Below are 18,589 nucleotides of genomic sequence, written 5' to 3' on the forward strand. Positions count from 1 at the left end.
CAATTTTCGCCCGTTGAACCAGATCCGGGACAGACCCAACATCCGCTCGACCTCTTCAGCAAGGAGCCATCACCATGTCTCAGCCTCTCCTCGTCACAGGCGCCGGCGGCCAGCTCGGGCGGCGCGTCGTCGATCTCCTGCTCGCGCAGGGCGCGGGCCCCCTCCTCGTCACGACCCGGCACCCGGAGCGGCTCGGCGAGCTCCGCGCCCGCGGCGTCGAGGTGCGGCGCGCCGACTTCGATGCGCCCGCCTCGCTCGCCGAGGCGTTCGCCGGCGCGGCGCGGCTGCTGCTCATCAGCACCGACGCGCTGGACCGGCCTGGCCGGCGCATCGCGCAGCACCGGAGCGCGATCGACGCCGCGGCGAAGGCGGGCGTGCGGCACGTGGTCTACACGTCGCTGACCAACCCCGGTCCGGGCTCGCCGATCACGCTCGCGCCCGACCACCAGGCCACCGAGGACGCGCTCGCGGAGAGCGGGCTCGGCGTCACCGTCCTGCGCAACAACCTCTACGCCGACTTCCTCGTGACCTCGCTGCGGCGCGCGCTCTCGACGGGACAGCTCGTCGCCGCGGCCGGCGACGGCAAGGCCGGCTACGTCACGCGCGAGGACTGCGCCCGCGCCGCGGCGGCGGCGCTGTCGGCCGACTTCGACGGCAAGCGCGTGCTCGACATCACCGGCCCTGCCGCCGTGTCGCATGGCGAGCTCGCCCGGATCGCCTCGGAGCTCACGGGCAAGCCGATCGCCTACGTCCCCGTCCCGCGCGAGGCGCTGGAGCAGGGCATGCAGCAGGCCGGCATGCCCGCCGGGATAGCCGCCCTGCTCGCCTCGTTCGACGAGGCGATCGCGCGCGGCACGCTGGATGTGGCCACGAAAGCGGTGGAGGAGCTCACCGGCAAGCCGGCCGAGGACGTGCGGAGCTTCCTTGCGCGGCACCGCGAAGCCCTGCTCACGCCGGCCGCGGCCTGACACCGCCATCCATCTTGGGTCGTTTGCTTAACTTTGGTCGGGTCGCAGGTCGGCGCGCCACAGCGCGCCCGTGTCGGGTCGACGGGCGAGCGGCTCATGCGCCGCAAGGAATCGCGATGGCAGCGATCGCCTTCCGAAGCTCTTCGTCGAATTACTGAAATGCCTTGAGACGTCGCAGGGCATCGAGGCGCACCTCGGCCCCGAGCACGGCGTAGTACTCCTCCACGCCCCGACCCATCCGCGCCCCCAGGCCACCAAGCGCCGTCTCCAGGACCTTCTTCGGATCCGACTCTGCTTCTGGATCGTGAGGCAGCAGGGGTGACCGATCGGTCTCGAAGATCCGGCAGAATGCCTCCGGATCGGCCAGCATCCAGGCCTCGGTCTCCCGCACGGGCACGCAGGCGGCCGCGGCGAGATCTGGGCGCGCGCGCCGCGCGCGGATGAGGCCCGGCTCGATACGCTGGCGCCGCACCTCGTCGGGCGCGCCCTCGCCATCGCTGTGCACGACAAACAGGTTGCACTCGCTCCAGCTCTCCTCGATCGCCGCGGCGATGCGCTCTTCCCGGCTCGCTCCCCGCATCCGTCGCGGCTCGCTGATGCGCCGGGCGTCATCCATGGTGAAGCCGCCCTTGCAGATCTCGACGGCGAGCGGCGGCAAGATCCGGTTGATCAGGTTGCAGAGGAACCGGTCATCGGTGGGGCCCTCGGCGTTAACGCCTGCGCACAGCCAGATCACGCCTCGTCCTCCGGGCGGGCGGCGTCCAGGATGCGCTCTATTTCACGCAGGGAGACGGTGCTGGGGTCGCGCTCCGCGCCGTCGCCGGCGCGCACAGGGCGCATGCGCGTGGAGCGGAGATCGTCGCCCCGCCGGACGAGATCGGCGAAGACCAGCGACTCGGGTCTTCCGTGCAGCGCGGCGAGGATCGCCGGCGAGTGGCTCGTGAGCAGCACCTGCGGCGGGAGCACGTCACCTCGGGGCGTGGTCGCGTCGACGAGCTTGTCGACGAGGGCGCGTAGCCGGCCGGGATAGATGCCGTTCTCCGGCTCCTCGACGGCGATCAGTGCGCCCGGCGCCGAGCCACGCAGGAGCGTGAGCAACGCGATGAGGCGCAGCGTGCCGTCCGAGAGGATGCGGGCAGGTACGCGTCCGCCATCGGTGAACTCCACCTCCAGCCGGAGCTCCTCGTCGGCTGGGACCACCTCGAACGAGCGAAAACCCGGGATGAGCTCCGCGAGGTCGGCCCGGATCTGAGCGCGCGCCTCCGGGGCGAGCGCAGCAAGCGCTGTCGGGAGGTTGGAGCCGTCGGCCGCGAGGGCAGGGCCTGCAGCGCGGTCGCTGGAAATGCGCAGCTTGGAAGGCTCGACGTGGATGATGCGAATCTCGCTGAGCTCCTTTGCAACTTTGCCGAGCAGGCTCTGGGCGCGTGCTCCTACCATAACGCCGCGGCCCGGAAGCTCTCCGAGGAAATCAGGGGCCCACTCCATGCCGAAGTGGTTCCAATGAATGGTCCGTGTGTCCGGACCGGTTACCGGCCTTGTTCCCTCCAGCTTGAAACCACTCTCCCTGTGTTCCCAGACCGAGACTCCGTAACGAGCCAGCGGCGCCAGCGCAGGATGGCGCGCGATCCATGTGTCTGCGGCCGGGCCATCGAGGATGACGAAGCGCTGTCCATCGATGGTGATGTCCTCGATCCCCGAAGAAAGAACGGCGCGTCCGATCTCGGTTGTGTGGAGGACCCGCGTGACCGATGAATCCCCCCAAGCAGGTTCCCTGCTCGTATCAAGAAGCATCTCCACCGAGATGCTGATCCTCTCCGCCGCTCCGTCTCGCAGCCGCGAGAACTGATCCCGGATCGCGCCGCGACCGCCCTTCAGCGCCTCGATGACGCTTGTCTGCGCGAGCCGCGACAGGAGGTGCAGCGCGTCGAGCAAGTTCGACTTGCCCGCGCCGTTGGGGCCCACGATCGCCGTCAGCGGCTCCAGGTCCAGCGCGAAGCCGCGGAGCGACTTGAACCCATCGACCTCGATCCGCGTGATCATCGCCGGACACCGTACCGCAGCCTCCCCCCCGGCGCACCGGCCCGCGCAGCAGGACCTGCCACGCGTCACGACCTCACACGCCGCGGCCGACCCCTCCTCGGGCGACCTCCGCAGCGCGCGAAGCCCTCGCCGTACGTCCCGCACGAGCCCGCTCGGCCACGCCCTCGCGCATGGTAGCGTCCTCTCATGGAGCTCCGCCTGCGCGGCCTCACCCACCTCGATCCGCTCGCGGTCCCGCTGCCCCACGGCACCGAGGTGACCACCCGCGTCGACCGCGTGCTCGGCGAGCGCCGCGTCCCGCAGGGCGCCATCGGGCGCGTCGTCGCCTCGGCGGGCGCGGAGCTCGACGTGATGGTCGTCGGCGTCGGCGTCGTCCGCTACCGCCGCGACGAGCTCGTCCCGCGCAAGGCCGGACAGGTGCGGCACGCGGAGCGGCGCGGCGCCGCCTGGGACGCGCTCCGGCCCGCCGTCGTCCTCGAGGCCGTCGTGGGCTCGCGCGCGTGGGGGCTCGCGCACGAGGGGTCCGACACCGACAGGCGCGGCGTCTTCGCCCTCCCCTTCCCCTGGACGACAGGCCTCGCCGAGCCGCCGCGGGACCTCGTGAGCACCGACGGCAGCGCCTCGTACTGGGAGGTCGAGAAGGCCATCCGGCAGGCCCTGCGCGCCGATCCGAACACCCTCGAGCTGCTCTTCGTCCGCACCGCCGAGGCGCGCGACGACATCGGCGCGTGGATCCTCGAGGCGCGCGGCGCGTTCGTGTCGTCGGCCATCTACGGCAGCTTCGGCCGCTACGCGCTCTCGCAGCTCAAGCGGCTCTCGCAGGCGCACCGGCTCGCCGAGCACAGAGAGCGCGTGCTCGACTGGCTCGCGGACGACCCCGCGCTGTCGCTCGACGAGGTCGCCCGGAAGCTCGCCGCCATCAGCCCGCGCGCCGCGCCGACCGAGGCCGACCGGGAGCTCCAGGCGAAGGAGTACATCAAGCAGCTCTACCGCTCGCTCCACGACCAGGGCCTCCTGCCCGCGCGCGACTTCGCCTCGCTCGCCGCCTTCGCCCGCGAGGGCCGGACCTCGCTCGACCTGGCCCGCGATCTCCGCCCCAAGAACGCCTACAACCTCGTGCGCCTCATCGCGACCGCCATCCGCTGGCTGCGCGACGGCGAGGTCGACCTCGTCGTGGGCGGCGAGCTGCGCGAGACGCTCCTCGCCATCAAGGCCGGCGCCTGGCCGCTCGACCGGACGATCGAGCTCGCCGAGGCGATGACGCCCGAGCTGGAGGCCGCGCGGCTCGCGACGAAGCTGCCGCCGCACCCCGACGTGCCCCGCGCCGACGCGCTCCTCCGGCGCGTCCGCGAGGAGGTCGCGAGGCGGCACGTCGCCGGCGCGCCCGGCCCGCTCGGCAAGGACGCTCCCCCCGCGCCCGTCGCCGTCTGGGACGACGGGGGCGCGGGCCGCGCGCGCGGCGTTGACGACGCCGGCGCCGACGATGACGCCGGCGGCGACGAGAGAAAGGGCGAGGCATGAACACGCAGGTGCTCGAGGCACATCCGCAGGAGGTCGTCGCGCGCGTCATCGCCGAGGAGGAGGCGCAGCGGCAGCACCTCGTCGTCGCCCTGAGCGGCGCGCACGCGTACGGCTTCCCCTCGCCGGACAGCGACGTCGACCTCAAGGCGGTGCACGTCGAGCCGACAGAGCGGCTGCTCGGCCTGCTCCGCAGCGGCGCGAGCCCCTCGCGCATGGAGGTCATCGACGGGGTCGAGATCGACTACTCGTCGAACGAGATCCACCCCGTGCTCCTCGGCGTGCTCCAGGGCAACGGCAACTACATCGAGCGGATCCTCGGCCCGCTCCAGCTCCACGTCGATCCCGATCTCGCCCCGCTGCGCCCGCTCGTCGCCGCGGCCCTCTCGCGGCGGATCTTCCGCCACTACGTCGGCTTCGCCACGAGCCAGCTCCGCGCCTGGGAGGCGGAGAACCGCACGTCGGCGAAGAAGCTCCTCTACGTCCTCAGGACCACGCTGACCGGCGCCCACGCGCTCCGGACAGGCGAGATCGTCACCGACGTGACCGCGCTGCTCGATCTCTACGGCTTCGGCGCCGCGCGCGAGCTCGTCGAGGCCAAGCGGGCCGGCGAGAGGTCGGCGCTCTCCCCCGAGGCCTCCGGCCGCTGGGCAGAGCAGATCTCGCGGGCCTTCACGACCCTCGAGGCGGCCCACGATCGCGCCGTGCTGCCGGAGGAGCCGCGCAACCAGGACGAGCTCAACGACTGGCTGCTCGCGCTGCGCAAGGCGCGGCTCTGAGGCGCGGAGAGGCTTGGCGAGGTGTACATGTAGATGTACACTTCGGTATGCCGAAGCGTTACTCCATTGCAGAGGCCCGGGCCAACCTGCCGACCCTCGTCGATGAGGTCGCAGCGGGCAGCACGATCGAGCTCACGCGCCGGGGCAAGCCGGTAGCGGTCGTGCTCTCGCGCCAGGAGTACGACGCCTTGCGCTCCGAGCGGCCGCGCTTCACCGAAGCCTACCGGCGTTTTCTGGAGAGATTCCGGCTGGAGGAGGTCGGCGTGGATCGCGATTACTTCGATTCCCTCCGCGCGGCCGGCCCCGGGCGCAAGGTAGCGCTGTGACCCTGAGATTTCTCCTGGACACGAACACCGTGTCGGCTCCGGTGGCGAGCAAGCCGAGCCCGGAGATCGTGCGTCGCCTCGAACAGCACGGTCACGAGTGCGCGATCGGAGCGCCCGTATGGCATGAGCTCGAGTACGGGTACCGGCGGCTGCCACGCGGGCGCCGGCGAACCGCGCTCGAGGCGTACATCGAGGAGGTCGTGCGCGCGTCGTTCCCCATCCTGCCCTATGACGAGGCAGCCGCCGCGTGGCATGGCGCCGAGCGCGCGCGCCTCGAGGAGCACGGGCTGGCTGCGCCCCACGTGGACGGGCAGATCGCGGCCATCGCGCACGCGAACGGGCTCGTCCTCGTGACCGCGAACACGAAGGATTTCGCTCGATTCAAGGATATCGAGATCGAGGATTGGTCGAGGCGACGAGCGCGATGATCACCGGCACGCGGGAGCCCCGCGCGATGTCCCCGTCTCACCCCGGCAGCGAGCAGCCGTCCCCGCACGCCCTGCGGCCGTCGCTGCACCGCTTCGCCGAACCTTGCCCCTTGCAGGTGACCGGACAACCTCGCCCGGTGGCGGAGCACGACACGGCGCACGAGCCCGTGCAGGTCACCTCGCATAGCCCGACCTGATTGCACCTCACCACGCTCCCCTCCCCGACGACGGCGACGCACTTGCCCGCGTTCTCGCAGGTGTAGGAGCACCCCGCGCCGCAGGTCGCCTGGCACGTCTCGACATGGCGGCAGTCGACGGCGCAGCTGTCCGCGCACCGCGTGTCGCACGCCTTGCTGTGATCGCAGGACGACCGGCAATTGTCGGCGCAGCGGGTCTCGCAGGCGTCGCGCTCGGAGCAGCGTGGCTGGCAGCCGGGCGCGTCGCCGCACGTGAGCGCGCAGCTCTTGGGCACGTTCCCCGGCGTGCCGGGGGCGCAGGTGCACGGCACGCCGGGCGGGCAGGCGCCGGGGTCGGTGGCGCGCGCCACGGAGCTCGCGGCACGGGGGATGTCCTTGAGGGACACCGACGTCGGCGCGCCGCTGCCGGCGGCGTCGCCGGCGCCCTTGTCGCGGGAGCGCCAGAGCAGCAGCGCGGCCCCGAGGCCGACGCAGAAGAGGAGCACCGCCGCCCCGACCACGACGGCGAGCTGCGGCGGCGCGCCCGGCGCGCGCGGCCCCGGCGCGGCGCGCACCCCCGGCGGCGGCTGGCCAGGCAGCGCCGCGGCGGGGACGGCCGGCACGATGGGTGGTCCGTCGGGGATCGACCGGGCGACCGCGCGCGTGCGCGCGTCGCCGCCGGCCATCGCGGCCGTCGCGAAGGGGGGCTCTTCGCCGCGGCGCACGGCGCGCACGTCGGCGAGCATCGTTTGCGCGTCCGGATATCGCTGCTCGACCTGGAAGGCGAGCGCGCGGTCCACGACGCGCGCGACCCGCGGATCCACGCCGGGCGCGACGGTCGCGAGCGGCGGGGCCGGCGTCGTGCTCATCTTGACGAGGAGCTCTCCCTCGGTGAGCGCGTCGTGGAGTCGACGGCTCGTCAGGAGGGTGAACATCGTCGCGCCCACCGCGTAGAGGTCGGCCCTGCCGTCCACTTCCCTGCCCAGGATCTGCTCGGGCGCCATGTAGCTCGTCGTGCCGAGCAGCGCGCCCGTCCGCGTCTTCAGCCCGGCGCCGCCCTGCTTCATGCGCGCGATCCCGAAATCGAGCACCTTGAGCCGCCCGTCGCGGGTCACGAAGAGGTTGTCCGGCTTGATGTCCCGGTGGACGATCCCGGCGCCGTGCGCGGCCCTGAGCACCTCGAGGAGCGTGTCCACGTGGGCGAGCAGCTCGGGCACGGCGACCCCGCCGAGCCGCAGCGCGCGCTCGCGGAGGCTCTCGCCGTCGAGCAGCTCCATGACGAGGAACGGCTCGCCGTGCTCGGTCGCGTCGATGTCGAGGACCTGGACGGCGGCCGGGTGCCCGAGCCGCGTGGCGGCGATCGCCTCCTGCTCGAAGCGGGCGCGCTGCTCGCGGGACACGGCGCCTTCCGGGTGCAGGATCTTGATGGCCACGCGGTGCCCGACGTGATGGGTGGCCGCGTAGACAGCCGCCATTCCCCCGGCCCCGATCAGCGCGTCGAGCCGCCATTTCCCGCGCACCGTCGACCCGACGCGGGCCCTCAGCCGCTGGATCTCCTCGTCTTCCGCTCCCGACATCGGCGCGGAGCCTAGCACGGGCTGCCAGCCGGTCGGATCGATCGGCGCCGGCGCCGCGGGCCCGCCGGACATCGCGCCGCGATCACGGCACATCGAGGGTGCGCTGCGCGCCCGTCCGCCCCGCGCGCAGGGCCGCAACGCGCCGGCGCTTCCGGCAAGGCAGATTCGCGCGCTCGTCGTCGCGTGAGAGCGCCGGTGTCGACGGGCGGAGGTCGACGCGCCCCACGGCTCACGTCATGATGCCAGCGCCACTGACCATCTCCGCTCTTCAACCCTCGTGAACCACGGCTCCGTGCCCCGATGTCATGAGAGGCGTGCCGCGATAGCCAAGAAGGTCACGTCATGCGCACTGTCGCCAGAGCGTCCGTCTTCCTCCTGTCATCGGCGTGCGCTGCGGGAGAAACCATGCTCCAGGAAAGCGGCGACGGCGGCGGCGAGGTGAACGCCGCCGGCGCGGGCGGCAGCGCGGCAAACGAGGCGGCGAGCGGCACAGGCGGCGCGCGGCCGGAAGGCTCGGGCGGCGCGGTCGACATCGGGGACGCGGCCAGCGTCGTGGACGCAAGCATCGGTGGCGACGAAGGCGGCGGAGGGGCCGGCGCCGGCGCTGAGGAAGGCGGCAGCGACGGCGGCGGAGCGGCGGGCGCCGGCGCTGAGGAAGGCGGCAGCGACGGCGGCGCGGGCGCCGGCGCTGAAGAAGGCGGCGGCGGTGGCGCGGGCGCCGGCGCTGAGGAAGGCGGCAGCGACGGCGGAGGAGGCGCTGGCGCGGCCGAGGGTGGCGCTGGCGTGGGCGCGCCGGACTGCAGCGGGGCGTCCTCGGCGGTCACCGGCGACGTGCTCGACCCGGATCAGGTCTACCTCGCTGGCACGCTGCTCGAGGGGGCCTGCGGCCGGGACGCCGTCGCGCACTGGAGCTCGCCGGAGTCCGCCGTCGTGGGGTTCCATTGCCACGTCGACGAGCGGAGCGCGCGAATCCGCCCCACCGACGGGCGCATGCTCTACACCAACGTCTTCGAGCACCTGCTCCGCGCGTTCCACTGCGACGACTGCCCCTTCCGCGGCAACGACTACCCGGAAGCGCCGCTCGACAACGATCCTGTCCTTCTCACGCCCCCGTGCCCGGACGGGCTCGTCCCGCACGACGGGTTCCTCGTCTCGCCGAAGGGCGCCGTCCTGTACCGCTGCCGTGCGGACGCCGCCACGTGGTACGACGAGAGCGGCCGTGTCGCTTACGCGGATCCGGAGGCCCCGCTGCTCCACCTGGGCCACGGCGATCTCGCGCTGGCCGCGCGGAGCGTGGTTCACCTCGCCACGTCGACGTCGCGGCCGATCATCGGCCTGCCGGAAGGCCGGCTGCTCCACACCGTGCGCGCCAGGGCGCCGGACAGGTTCCTTCTCGTTCTCGAGTCGGAGCGGCCGACCGAGGACGGCAGCAGCCAGGAGCTCTGGGAGATCGACGGCCGCGGCGCCGCCAAGCGGCTCGGCGCCTTTCCCCCGCTGCCGGCCGGGGCGGTCCAGGTCAGCGCTGCCACATCGAAGCTCGACGGGTGCGGCGCCCTGCTTCAATTCGGGGGCGGTACCGGGCTGCTCGAGGACATCATCGTGCGCCGGGACATCGGCGGGGCCAGCGAGGTCGTCTACACCGAGGCGGCCGATCCGCTGGTGAAGATCCATGTCTCCGCCCTCTTCACGGGGCCTTGATCGCGGCGCGGCCGCGGCCGGCGATCTTCCACGCCGCCGCGACGGCCTCCTCCGCGCTCGCGACCGACACGATGCGATCCGAGCGCCGGTCGTCCACGCGCCCTCCGGCGAGCTGGCTCGCCCAGCCCCCGCTCGCCGCGAGCGCGAGCAGCGGCTTGCCGAGCTGCCAGGCGACGGCGATCTCGCTCAGCGTGCCCGCGCCGCCGCCGACGACAACGACGACGTCCGCCGCGGCGACGACGAGGATGTTGCGCCCGATCTGCATGCCGGTCGGAACGACGATGTCCACGTAGGGGTTGGCCGCGGACGCCTCGTACCCCGGCAGGAGCCCGACGATGTCGCCGTCGCGCCAGGTCGCTGCCTCGCGTCCGCCGCGCGAGACGGCGGCCATGACGCCCCCGAGCCCGCCGGTGACGAGCCGGAACCCCGCCTCGACGGCGCGCCGCCCGAGCTCGACGCACACGGCCTCGGTCGCGGCGTCCAGCGCGAGGCCGTTGCCGATCACCGCCATCACGGGGCGGCGCGGCACGTAGGGGGCGATGTCCCTCCGCGTGTCCTCGTCTTCGCGATCGTCGTCCATCACGGCTTTGCTCCGGCGCCCGCGTGCCGCCGCGTCACGTGGCGCCCGGCCCGGTCGCGAGGCGCATCGTGTCGCTTCCCGCGCAGCGTGGCAAGATCGCGCAAGGCCGCGCGCCAGGCGCCGGCGGCGCCGCGCGCCGGATCCAGGGAGCCCTCGCGACCGCGAGGGGCCAAGGCTCCTGCGGCGCGATCGTGGGAGAGAGAGCGCGCGCTACCGCTGGCCGGAGTAGAGGGCGTCCACGGCCTCGGCCCAGAGCTTGTTCATGGCGACCCGCCCGGCGGCGCCGGGGTGGACCTCGTCGTCGAGCTGCTCGGGGTGCTCCTCGAAATAGGCATACAGATCCGGCCCCGGGAGGAGGTCGTTCTCCTGGGTCAGCTCGTCGATCGCCTGGTTGAACACGTCGAGCGCCTCGTGGTGGCCGTCCGGGGAGAACGGGATGCGTGCGAGCACCGGGACGCGGCCCGCGTCCTGGATCCTGTCGATGAGCTCCTGGAGGTTCGCCTTGAAGGCGGTCGGATCGGTCTGGTCCCAGGAGTCGTTGGTGCCGTAGCCGATGGCGAAGAAGTGGAAGTCGGGGTTCATCTCCAGCACGTCGTCGATGCGATCGAGCGCGCTGGGGCGGGTGTCCGTGGCCTTCGTGAGCTCGCCGCCGATGCCGCCGTTGATCATCGCGGGGAAGTGGGCCTCGTGCGCCGCGTGGATGTTCTCGGCGAAGCTCGGCTGGGTGGCCGGGGTGTCGCGGTCGTAGGCGAACGCGGTGATGCTGTCGCCGAGGAAGAACCACGTGTCCTCGGCGCCGTTCGAGATGTCGTGCACGTCGATCTCATCGATCTGGACGCCTGTCTCGTCGCTGGTCGCGGGAGCCGCTGTCACGACGAACCGCACCCAGCTCTGGCCGCTGAAATCGAAGCTGTGGGCGCGCGTGCGGACCGTGTTGTCGGTCACCTCGGCGACCGTCTTCCAGGTGCCGTCCCCGCCGTCCGTGGAGTCGCTCGAGGTCTCCACGCGGTAAGCGCCCGGCGCGCCGTATTGCACGTCCGTGTAGTTGTAGTTGTACGAGGCCGTCCAGCTCAGGAGCAGCCGCTCGTACCCGGTGCCCACCTTGATCGCGGCCCAGGCGGGCGCGGCCTCGGTGGGCTTGCCCGCGATCCAGGTGCCGGCCGACTTGTACTTGCCGTCGTTGATCGCCGCCACCCCGCCCGTCGAGACCGAGGCGGGCTTGCCGCGGGAGATGAGGGGGTTGGGCGTGATGCCCGGCGCATCGGGGCCGCCGCCGGTGCCGCCGGTGCCGCTGCCGCCCGTGCCGCCGCCGCCCGTGCCGGTGGCGTCGCCGCCCCCGCCGCCGGTGCCGCCGGCCGCGCCGCCCGAGCCCTGCGAGGCGCTCGAGGTGCTCGACGACGCGCCGCCGCCCGTGCCGTTGGAGCTGTCAGCGGGATCGCCGTCGTCAGAGCAGGCGGACAGGAGAGCGAGCGTGCCGAGCGCGAGGACGAGCGAGCCCGATCGAAGAAGTGAGCGAAAAGCCATGTTCGTGGACCTCCAGGGGGAGGCACTCTGGGACATTGTGGCGATGATGTGAACCGGTAAAGTTGAGGGCGCGGCGGGGCGAGGGCGAGGCTGGGGGGAGCGCTGCGCGGCGGGGGCTCCGTCGCGCAACACGACAAAATTACAGAGCACTTGCTCAGGCAGCGCCTTGGGCGTGGTGGGATCGGCTGATCACCGCGGCGACGCGCCACGATGCCGGAGCAGAAAGACTCGACCGCTTGCGGAGGCTAGCGGTGGTTCGTCAGGAGCCGGTCGTGGCGAGGAGCTCCCGGGCGTCGCTGACGACCGCGGCACGGCGGACCCAGCGGTCGAGCTCGTCGACGTCGGTGCTCGCGAGCACGCGCTCCCGCACCTCGACGGGGACCTCCAGCCCGCGGGCCTCGAGGAAGACGAGCACGGCCTGCGCCTTGGCTTCGAGGATACCCTCCTGCCGCCCCTTCGCCACGTAGCTGCGCGCGAATTCGCTCTGGAACTGGTAACCGCTCTTCATCATCGCCTCCAACGTCCGCTTCGCCGCTGCGCTCAGCGAGGATAGCACCAGATCTCCGTAGACAGTGCGGCGCTCCTCGTCGAGCCCGGCGGCCCCCGTCAGGAACGCCGCGCCGATCGCCGCCGCCGCCTCACCCTGCCCGTGCGCCATCGCCGAGAGCACCGCCACCTCGGGCGCGGCCCTCGCCTGCTCGGCGTCCGTGACGACCGGGACGCCCTCGGGGCCGAGCACCAGCGGCTTCAGCGTCCAGTCCGGGTGGCCCGTGTCGATCGGGCGCGAGCACCACCTCACCATCGCCGGGTGGATCGTCACGACCAGGAGACGGGTCGGACAGCGGTGCCGCGCCCTCGTCTGGGTGACGTACACCGGCCGCTCGTGCAGGGGTCCCCGCACGGGCCGCGCAGCCGCCTCCCTCTGTTCAATTCCGGGCACCCTCGTGGAGTGGTCACGCCGTGTGCCTCTGCAGGCGCCGATGTCAGGGTGGTATCTGCGCGATAGACTCCATCGTCGCGCGGTGCGCGCAGTTGCTACAGATTCGCGGTGGGGTGCGAGAACGAGAGCGCCCGTCGCACGGGCGTCGACGTCAGGGGCTATCTCCCTGCGCGCTGCGAGGTTTTCGGCCAGTCGCGCGCTGCCCGGGACCACGCGCGTAGCCCTTCGCTTTCAGGTGAGCTTCGGTATGGCGCGGGGACACGCGCCGCGTGGCCGGCTGGCCGGGGGACGTGATGGCCAGCCATCGCCCGCCATGCCGGAGCCGGACGGCTCGGCGACGTGCGGGGCCTGAGGCGTGGGCTCAGGCGCCGGTCGTGGCGAGGAGATCCCGGGCGTCGCTGACGACCGCGGCACGGCGGACCCAGCGGTCGAGCGCGTCAATATCGGTGCTCGCGAGGACGCGCTGCCGCACATCGACGGGGATTCCCAGCCCGCGGGCCTCGAGGAAGGCGAGCACGTCGTGCGCCTTGGCCTTGAGGATGCCCTCCCGTAGCCCCTCCCTGGTCGAACGAGTCGGCCTGTTGCTCGGAACCCTCGGGCCTGCCGAGCTCCGATCCGCTCGAATGCGGAGGCTTCAATGGTGATCCCATCGCGGAGCACTGCACGACGGACTTCGGCGGGTACGACCATGGGCACGCGCTCGCCGCCGACCCGGACGCGTGGGCCGCCTTCGACATCCTCGGGACCCACCAAGTTGACACGCAGGTCGCCTACCCCTGGCCGGACGATGTCCCGCCTCGGGGCGACAAGGAAGTCTGGCAGACCGAGGTAACGGACGCCACGCTCCCGATGGCCCTCGAAGCCATGAGCGTGACGACGTTCGTGAGTCAGTGAAGCCTGGCCAGATCGGCCCCGTCGCTCAGGGGACCTGCATCAGGGCGTTCTGCTCTGCTTGCACGCGGCCATCGGTGCAGAACTTGCAGTTGTCGCCGTAGAAGAAGTTCCTGTTCGCTGTGTCATCCATCAGATGAACGCGGAACCAGGCCGCGGCCGACGACAGGGACACGCCATTTGCGCCCTGATAGACCCAGCTACCGTGATCCGCGTTGAGCTCGTTGAGGAAAAACGCGGGCTGATCGGTGACCGTCTTGAAGACATCGTGGACCCCGCTGCATTTCACCACGGAGTCGTTCCCCCCGCAGAAGAACAACATGGGGGTGTGCACTCCCTCGAGGGGACTGGTGCCGCAAATCGTGCCGAGGGCCGAGAAACGGGGATCGGAGGCCGTCTTGCAAGTCGACATGCCCCCATAGGAATGGCCAAGCTGGCCGATCTTCGTGGTGTCGAGGGCGTGATAGTACGGGCTGCTCGCATCCTCGGCTTGTTCCAAGATCCAATCCAGGCCCGCGGTCGTGGGAAGAGGATCGCCTTCGGCGGTCGCGGTGCTGAGAGAAGCCACCACGACGAAACCGTGGGACGCGAGATGGTTGACGATCGGCCCGTATTGTCCGCACCACTGATTGTTGCCGGCGTTGACGACGCATTTCGGCGGCTTCTGCTCCGGATTGTCCCGGTAGCCATTGGCCCAGATCAGGATCGGATGGCAGTGGCCGCTGGTTGCGATGTTGCTCGGGCGGTACACGTTGAAGCGCTGTTGCTCGTCCCCATAGATCGGATCGGGAACGACGCCGGCGAGGGGGCCGACGTTCTTGTCTGCGGTGACCGAGAAGGGGCCCGGCTTGGTAGGATCGGCCGTGGGGAACGGGTCGCCGACGCAGCTACCGACCGAGCCGCCGCTACCGGTCGAGCCGCCGCTTCCGGCATTTCCTTGGCCGCCGCTGCCCGATTGCCCGCCCGAAGCCGCGCCACCCGTGGCCCCACTCGAGCCGCCCGACGCCGAGCCGCCAGCCCCACCACTGGATGCGCCGCCGCTGGATGCGCCGCCGCTTTCGGCCGTTCCCCCAGAGCCCGTCGCACCACCGGAGGCCGTGCCCCCGCTGCCCGTCCCACCGCTGTCCGTGCCAACCGCGCCCCCGCTCGCGGCAGCGTCCCCATTCGATCCGTTACCACACGCCGCGGTGGAAACGCACACGCCCAAAGCCAGTAGCCAACGCCTCATGGTGACTCTGTCCTCGCCCAGCCGCTCAGCGTCGTCAAGCGCTTTGGCGGATAGGACAAGCAAACGCGTTCCGCAAAGTCAAGATTCTCGGAGCCGTTCCTGGCTCGTGCAGTCCGGCTGTACGAGCTTATCGACAGAACGGGCCTTATGCGATCAGACAGGCCTTCCACTCGTGAAACGCCTGCGATTACCGCGACGTCGCACCAAGCGGAAGGCATCCTACCGTATAGCTGTACACTACTGGCACCAAGCGGACGGCATCCTACCGTATAGCTGTACACTACTGAGCTCGTCCAAACGGCCGCCGTCGCGGTTCGCGGCGCGTCGTGATGGCCGGCGCACGCACCTCAGGGCAGACCTCCCCCCGGCCACGTCGTCGAGCAGCGTCCCTCCCCTTTCAGTTTCGTCACGCGGGGTCCGCCGGGTACCGCGCGCGGCACTCCAGCGGCTCGGCGAACAGACCGAGGAGGCTCAAGATCTTCCTCGCCGTCGCCTTGTCCGTGATCGCGGCCATGAGTCGCATCCGCCCGCTGCATCGCGGGCACGCGAGGACATCTACTGCGTAAGTCCGCCGCAAAAGCTTCGCCCATTCGACGCGAGGCGACGTCGCCAGAAGGAGCCCATCCAGCAGCCGATCAAGATGCCGGACCGAGATCCCCTCCGACACGAATCCAACATCAGCCCACGGCAGTACAGCGCCCAGCGCAGTCGACACCCGCTCGCGCTCGACCGCGCCATGCACCATCGTCAGCAGCGCCCCAACCGCCACGTCCCGAGCGCCTCGCTCCGACACTGCCGACGGCGCCGCCTCGCTACGCTCATCTCCTCTGCGCGACGGCGCCCCTGACAGGCGGTGCGCGATGGACCATCGCCGTGGTCGCCGACGAAGCCGAGCGGCGAGGAATCGCCCGCTCGGTCAGCCGAGAGACCATACGAAGGCCCCTCGCCGACCAGGACATCAAGCCCTGGCGGGAAAAAAATGTGGTGCGTTCCGGAGATCGACGAGCCCTTCGTCGAGCGGATGAAGGACGTGCTGGAGCTGTACGCTCGGCCCCACGACCCGAGCGAACCGGTCGTGGCGTTCGATGAGCGCCCCGTCGTCCTGCACGACAACGCGAGGCCAGACAGGCCGATGCGCCGAGGAAAGCCGAGGCGCATCGACGACGAGTATGTGCGTCGGGGAACGGCCAACATCTTCTGCATCGTGGAGCCGAAGACCGGACGCCACCTTACCCAGGCCATCGAGGACCGAACGCGTCCGTCGTTCGCCCTCGCAGGCGAACGCATCGCCCGTGCCTACCCACAGGCGCACCGCATTCACCTCGTCCTCGACAATCTGAATACTCACACCCCGGCCTCGCTCATCAAAGCCTTCGGGACCGAGCGAGGCCGTGCGCTCGCCTCGCGCTTCGCGTTTCACCACACGCCCAAGCACGCGAGCTGGCTCAACGCCGCGGAGATCGACGCCAGCCTCGTGTCCAGGGAGTGCCTCGGTCGCAACCGCATCCCAACCCTCGCCGAGCTACGCCGCCGCGTCCGGCAGTGGAATGCAGCCGCGGACCGGGCTCGTCGCAAGATCAACTGGACCTTCACCGTCCGCGACGCCGAGCGGATTTTCGGATCCGACTGGTTCAACAGAATCGTGTCATAGCACTAGCATGACTACATCGTCCCCCGAGTTCGTCCCGGGCCGTTGGCGCGACGCTGTGCGACGAAGCCAGGGGTAGCGACCATCGGGAGCGCAGGGGCCGATAGGCCCCTGATTCAGGGTACGCAGTACTACTGCGACCCAAGGCGTGCGCGTCAAGCGTCGCTCGCTCGGCTCGGTTCTTGACGCATTCTTCACGCATGACCCCGCCGGAGGTAAGAGGGTTCTCCCGGAGACTCGCGCGCAGGTGGTCCAGGTGGAGACGCCGTGATCTCGGCATGGGCCAGCTTGCTCGCGTGGGCAAGAGATGCCATCCCTTCGCCCACCTGGCTCAGCACCCTCGGAGCCACCCAGGAGGATCCATGAGGACTGTTCACCGCGCTGCGCTGGCAGCCACGAAGAAGGGCAAGCATCGCGCTGGGTACCACGCGCTCCTCGGCGCCCTCGCGATGTCGCTCCTCGCCTGCGGGGGTGACGAAGGTGACGGGCAATCTCCGCCCGGCACCGAGCAACCGGCGAAGACTCCCCAGGAGGCCTGCGACGCGCTCTCCGGCGTCACCCTCGGCGACGCCACGCTCAGCAGCGCCACGCTGGTCGCGGCAGCCAACGGGGTCGGCGAGCACTGCAAGGTGGCTGGCCTCATCGGCACGAGCCTCCGGTTCGAGGTGGAGTTGCCAACCGAATGGAACAAGAAGCTCCTCTATGTCGGCGGAGGCGGCTGGGACGGAGCCATCTCGCCCATCTTCTTTCGCCCGCCCCGGGACGCCTCGGGGGAGTACGTGATGGTGGCCTCCAACGGCGGGCACGACGATCCGACGGGCGCGGTGTTCCTCAATAACCCGGAGGTGCAGCAGGATTTCGGTTACCTGCAGATCCACAAGGTCCTCGGCGCCGTCCTCGCGACGGTACAGGAGCGCTATGGCGAGCAGCCCGCGCGAAAGTACTTCGAGGGCTGCTCGAACGGCGGGCGCGAGGCGCTGATCCAGGCGACCCGGTGGCCCGAGGATTTCGACGGCGTCGTGGCGCGGGCGCCTGCCTACAGCTTCACCGAGCTCACCCTGGCCTTCAACAACATCATGAAGGACCAGCTGGGCACGCCGGGGGGGCAAATCACCACGGCCAAGGCGGCCACGGTGTCCAGCGCCGTGCTCGCGGAGTGCGACGCGCTCGACGGGGTCGACGACGGGGTGGTCAGCCACGTCGAGGCGTGCGCCTTCGATCCGGCGAGCTTGCTCTGCACGGCCGGCGATGCGGACACCTGCTTGACGCAGGGGCAGCTCGAGACCGCGCAGGCGATCTATGGAGAGTTCACGCTGCAGGACGGCACCTCGATCTATCCCGGCTGGGGCCCCGGCGGCGAGGAAGAAGGCTTCCCGGCCTGGCTCATCGGCAACACGGCGGACTTCCCAGTGCCACTGCAGATGTTCTTCGCCGAGTCGTTCATCCGGAACTGGATCGTGAAGGACCCGGCCTACGACACGCTGCAGTTCGAGCCGGAAGCTCACCTCCCCGAGATCCAGGAGGCGGCCGAGGTCGTCGACGCGTCCTTCGACCTGACGGAGTTCTTCGCCCGCGAGGGGAAGGTCATCCTCGTGCACGGGACGTACGACTGGGCGATCAGCTACAAGGGGTCGATCGAGTACTGGAATGGCGTCGCCGACGCCGTGGGCGGCGAGGCCGCGCGGGACGAGAACATGGAGTTCTTCCTCCAGCCGGGCGTGCAGCACTGCTTCGGCGGCGTCGGCGCGGATACGGTCGATCTGCTGAGCGCCCTCGAGACCTGGGTCGAGGAAGGGAGGCCGCCGTCGACCCAGAACCTCGTCAGCTCGAAGGTCGACACGACGGGCGCGGTGCAATTCGAGCGGCCGCTCTGCACCTACCCGGAGTATCCGCGGTACAACGGCAGCGGCGACGCGAGCGACGCTGCGAGCTATACCTGCACGATGCCCTGAGAGCGCGGCTCCTGGGCGAGCATGGCCTCCGCGACGCCGTGCACGGAGCCAGGCACGCCCGCGTTGCGGTCGATGAAACCGAACCAGCCGTCGTGGCGGATGCGCCCGGGGCCGCCGGCCCGGGTCCCGATCCACGGCGCGCGGGCGCCATGCGCTTCCGCACTCGGCACGAGCGTGATGACGTGAGTTACGTCCAGATCAAGGTCGCCCAGGAACGCGTGGTGGAGCAAGGCCCCGTGCCGTGGACGATCGTGCGAGCGACCAGTTTCACGGGTTGCTCGCGGCGACGCTCGGCTCGGCGAGCCGCTGGGGCGCG

Annotated in this window: 17 protein-coding genes; 8 read left to right on the plus strand and 9 right to left on the minus strand. The window is 70.9% G+C overall.

From position 1 onward, the window contains the following. The first annotated feature begins 74 nt into the window (after positions 1 to 74). Positions 75 to 968: an SDR family oxidoreductase gene (locus WMF24_RS36865; RefSeq protein ID WP_437732137.1), complete on the plus strand. Its 894-nt coding sequence runs from the start codon at positions 75 to 77 to the stop codon at positions 966 to 968. A 151-nt stretch (positions 969 to 1,119) separates the two neighbouring features. On the opposite strand, the gene WMF24_RS36870 is transcribed toward WMF24_RS36865, so the two are convergent. Together WMF24_RS36870 and WMF24_RS36875 are read right to left on the minus strand one after the other, a co-directional pair. Beyond that, complete coding sequence (locus WMF24_RS36870; RefSeq protein WP_437732138.1) at positions 1,120 to 1,704, minus strand: hypothetical protein; 585 nt, start codon at positions 1,702 to 1,704, stop codon at positions 1,120 to 1,122. Continuing rightward, positions 1,701 to 3,008, minus strand: coding sequence for an AAA family ATPase (locus WMF24_RS36875; protein ID WP_437738899.1), 1,308 nt, complete (start codon positions 3,006 to 3,008; stop codon positions 1,701 to 1,703). Before WMF24_RS36875 ends, WMF24_RS36870 begins: the two co-directional genes overlap by 4 nt. 186 nt (positions 3,009 to 3,194) lie before the next feature. Here WMF24_RS36875 and WMF24_RS36880 point away from each other — a divergent pair, with 186 nt between their 5' ends. The 4 genes from WMF24_RS36880 to WMF24_RS36895 are packed head-to-tail and all read left to right on the plus strand — an operon-like array spanning position 3,195 to position 6,059. Continuing rightward, positions 3,195 to 4,529, plus strand: coding sequence for a DNA polymerase beta superfamily protein (locus tag WMF24_RS36880; protein WP_437732139.1), 1,335 nt, complete (start codon positions 3,195 to 3,197; stop codon positions 4,527 to 4,529). Next, entirely contained in the window at positions 4,526 to 5,305 is a 780-nt protein-coding gene (locus WMF24_RS36885; protein WP_437732140.1) for a nucleotidyltransferase domain-containing protein, read from the plus strand. Before WMF24_RS36880 ends, WMF24_RS36885 begins: the two co-directional genes overlap by 4 nt. Positions 5,306 to 5,352: 47 nt before the next feature. Continuing rightward, entirely contained in the window at positions 5,353 to 5,631 is a 279-nt protein-coding gene (locus tag WMF24_RS36890) for a type II toxin-antitoxin system Phd/YefM family antitoxin (RefSeq protein ID WP_437732141.1), read from the plus strand. Further along, on the plus strand, positions 5,628 to 6,059 hold the full coding sequence (locus WMF24_RS36895; RefSeq protein ID WP_437732142.1) for a type II toxin-antitoxin system VapC family toxin: 432 nt from the start codon (positions 5,628 to 5,630) through the stop codon (positions 6,057 to 6,059). Before WMF24_RS36890 ends, WMF24_RS36895 begins: the two co-directional genes overlap by 4 nt. A 37-nt stretch (positions 6,060 to 6,096) precedes the next feature. Here WMF24_RS36895 and WMF24_RS36900 read toward each other — a convergent pair whose 3' ends face one another. Continuing rightward, entirely contained in the window at positions 6,097 to 7,812 is a 1,716-nt protein-coding gene (locus tag WMF24_RS36900; RefSeq protein WP_437732143.1) for a protein kinase domain-containing protein, read from the minus strand. Positions 7,813 to 8,217: 405 nt separating this feature from the next. On the opposite strand from WMF24_RS36900, the gene WMF24_RS36905 reads away from it, so the two are divergent. After that, entirely contained in the window at positions 8,218 to 9,510 is a 1,293-nt protein-coding gene (locus tag WMF24_RS36905) for a hypothetical protein (RefSeq protein ID WP_437732144.1), read from the plus strand. Here WMF24_RS36905 and WMF24_RS36910 read toward each other — a convergent pair. The 5 genes from WMF24_RS36910 to WMF24_RS36930 all read right to left on the minus strand — a co-directional run bounded on the left by WMF24_RS36910 (position 9,497) and on the right by WMF24_RS36930 (position 14,673). After that, the gene (locus WMF24_RS36910; protein WP_437732145.1) at positions 9,497 to 10,090 is read right to left on the minus strand and encodes a TIGR00725 family protein; all 594 of its coding nucleotides are present in this window, start codon (positions 10,088 to 10,090) and stop codon (positions 9,497 to 9,499) included. The genes WMF24_RS36905 and WMF24_RS36910 overlap by 14 nt on opposite strands. Positions 10,091 to 10,300: 210 nt before the next feature. Then, a complete protein-coding gene (locus tag WMF24_RS36915; protein ID WP_437732146.1) occupies positions 10,301 to 11,614 on the minus strand; it encodes a GDSL-type esterase/lipase family protein in 1,314 nt (437 codons plus the stop codon). 259 nt (positions 11,615 to 11,873) lie between these two features. Then, on the minus strand, positions 11,874 to 12,515 hold the full coding sequence (locus WMF24_RS36920; protein WP_437732147.1) for a hypothetical protein: 642 nt from the start codon (positions 12,513 to 12,515) through the stop codon (positions 11,874 to 11,876). A gap of 400 nt (positions 12,516 to 12,915) precedes the next feature. Further along, on the minus strand, positions 12,916 to 13,071 hold the full coding sequence (locus tag WMF24_RS36925) for a hypothetical protein (RefSeq protein ID WP_437732148.1): 156 nt from the start codon (positions 13,069 to 13,071) through the stop codon (positions 12,916 to 12,918). 402 nt (positions 13,072 to 13,473) lie between these two features. Next, positions 13,474 to 14,673, minus strand: a complete 1,200-nt coding sequence (locus WMF24_RS36930) for a poly(ethylene terephthalate) hydrolase family protein (protein WP_437732149.1) — start codon at positions 14,671 to 14,673, stop codon at positions 13,474 to 13,476. A 979-nt stretch (positions 14,674 to 15,652) separates the two neighbouring features. Between WMF24_RS36930 and WMF24_RS36935 the strand changes: the two genes are divergently transcribed. Continuing rightward, positions 15,653 to 16,324 (plus strand): IS630 family transposase, encoded by a 672-nt coding sequence (locus WMF24_RS36935; RefSeq protein ID WP_437732150.1) that lies wholly within the window; start codon positions 15,653 to 15,655, stop codon positions 16,322 to 16,324. A gap of 359 nt (positions 16,325 to 16,683) precedes the next feature. Further along, on the plus strand, positions 16,684 to 18,273 hold the full coding sequence (locus WMF24_RS36940) for a tannase/feruloyl esterase family alpha/beta hydrolase (protein WP_437732151.1): 1,590 nt from the start codon (positions 16,684 to 16,686) through the stop codon (positions 18,271 to 18,273). Here the strand turns inward: WMF24_RS36940 and WMF24_RS36945 are convergent. Continuing rightward, a complete protein-coding gene (locus WMF24_RS36945) occupies positions 18,252 to 18,503 on the minus strand; it encodes a hypothetical protein (protein ID WP_437732152.1) in 252 nt (83 codons plus the stop codon). The genes WMF24_RS36940 and WMF24_RS36945 overlap by 22 nt on opposite strands. Between the last annotated feature and the right edge of the window lie 86 nt (positions 18,504 to 18,589).

The organism is Sorangium sp. So ce1335, assembly GCF_051521615.1.
Classification (GTDB): domain Bacteria; phylum Myxococcota_A; class Polyangia; order Polyangiales; family Polyangiaceae; genus Sorangium.

Coding starts and splice junctions, on each gene's coding strand:
- WMF24_RS36865 (WP_437732137.1), top strand. CDS start 75: ATGTCTCAGCCTCTCCTCGTCACAGGCGCCGGCGGCCAGCTCGGGCGG.
- WMF24_RS36875 (WP_437738899.1), bottom strand. CDS start 3,008: ATGATCACGCGGATCGAGGTCGATGGGTTCAAGTCGCTCCGCGGCTTC.
- WMF24_RS36880 (WP_437732139.1), top strand. CDS start 3,195: ATGGAGCTCCGCCTGCGCGGCCTCACCCACCTCGATCCGCTCGCGGTC.
- WMF24_RS36885 (WP_437732140.1), top strand. CDS start 4,526: ATGAACACGCAGGTGCTCGAGGCACATCCGCAGGAGGTCGTCGCGCGC.
- WMF24_RS36890 (WP_437732141.1), top strand. CDS start 5,353: ATGCCGAAGCGTTACTCCATTGCAGAGGCCCGGGCCAACCTGCCGACC.
- WMF24_RS36900 (WP_437732143.1), bottom strand. CDS start 7,812: ATGTCGGGAGCGGAAGACGAGGAGATCCAGCGGCTGAGGGCCCGCGTC.
- WMF24_RS36905 (WP_437732144.1), top strand. CDS start 8,218: ATGCTCCAGGAAAGCGGCGACGGCGGCGGCGAGGTGAACGCCGCCGGC.
- WMF24_RS36910 (WP_437732145.1), bottom strand. CDS start 10,090: ATGGACGACGATCGCGAAGACGAGGACACGCGGAGGGACATCGCCCCC.
- WMF24_RS36915 (WP_437732146.1), bottom strand. CDS start 11,614: ATGGCTTTTCGCTCACTTCTTCGATCGGGCTCGCTCGTCCTCGCGCTC.
- WMF24_RS36930 (WP_437732149.1), bottom strand. CDS start 14,673: ATGAGGCGTTGGCTACTGGCTTTGGGCGTGTGCGTTTCCACCGCGGCG.
- WMF24_RS36935 (WP_437732150.1), top strand. CDS start 15,653: ATGTGGTGCGTTCCGGAGATCGACGAGCCCTTCGTCGAGCGGATGAAG.
- WMF24_RS36940 (WP_437732151.1), top strand. CDS start 16,684: ATGAGGACTGTTCACCGCGCTGCGCTGGCAGCCACGAAGAAGGGCAAG.